We start from the raw sequence: 515 nt of genomic DNA, 5'->3' as shown, positions 1-515 counted from the left end.
CTTTTAAGCAACTATTGACCCACACATGAAGGCACGAGCGATATTACTCGCCTCTGTCCTGCTGGTGGGGTGCCAGGCGTCTAAGCACGATGGCACCGTCGAACAGCGAGCACAGAGCCTTTCTGCGGCTGGTCAAGGGGAAGCAGGCAAGTTCACAAGTCAAGCGCGCTGGTTAGATGATGGAACCTTCTACGCGCAAGACCAGGATCTGTGGACTTCCATAGGCGACGAGCTAAAGATGGGAATACCGGATAATCCCCGGATTCGCGAACAGAAACAGAAGTACTTAAGAAATAAGAGCTATCTCCACGATGTAACTTTACGGGCAGAGCCGTATATGTACTGGATAGCCGGGCAGGTTAAGAAACGTAACATGCCAATGGAACTGGTATTACTACCCATAGTGGAGAGCGCTTTTGACCCACACGCGACGTCTGGCGCCAATGCCGCAGGCATTTGGCAGATCATTCCGAGCACAGGGCGCAATTATGGTTTAAAACAGACCCGCAGTTACG

The 515-nt window shown here is 51.8% G+C and carries 1 protein-coding gene; it reads left to right on the top strand.

Translation table 11 applies throughout. The features are described from left to right. Positions 1–25: 25 nt before the first annotated feature. On the top strand, positions 26–515 hold a 490-nt coding region (locus ABD353_RS40255; protein ID WP_344628647.1), incomplete at its 3' end, for a transglycosylase SLT domain-containing protein.

This window comes from Kitasatospora arboriphila (assembly GCF_039528095.1).
In the GTDB taxonomy this organism is placed as follows: domain Bacteria; phylum Actinomycetota; class Actinomycetes; order Streptomycetales; family Streptomycetaceae; genus Kitasatospora; species Kitasatospora arboriphila.
The sequence above is the reverse complement of the archived record's forward strand: the minus strand, read 5'-3'. Positions and strand labels throughout refer to the sequence as shown.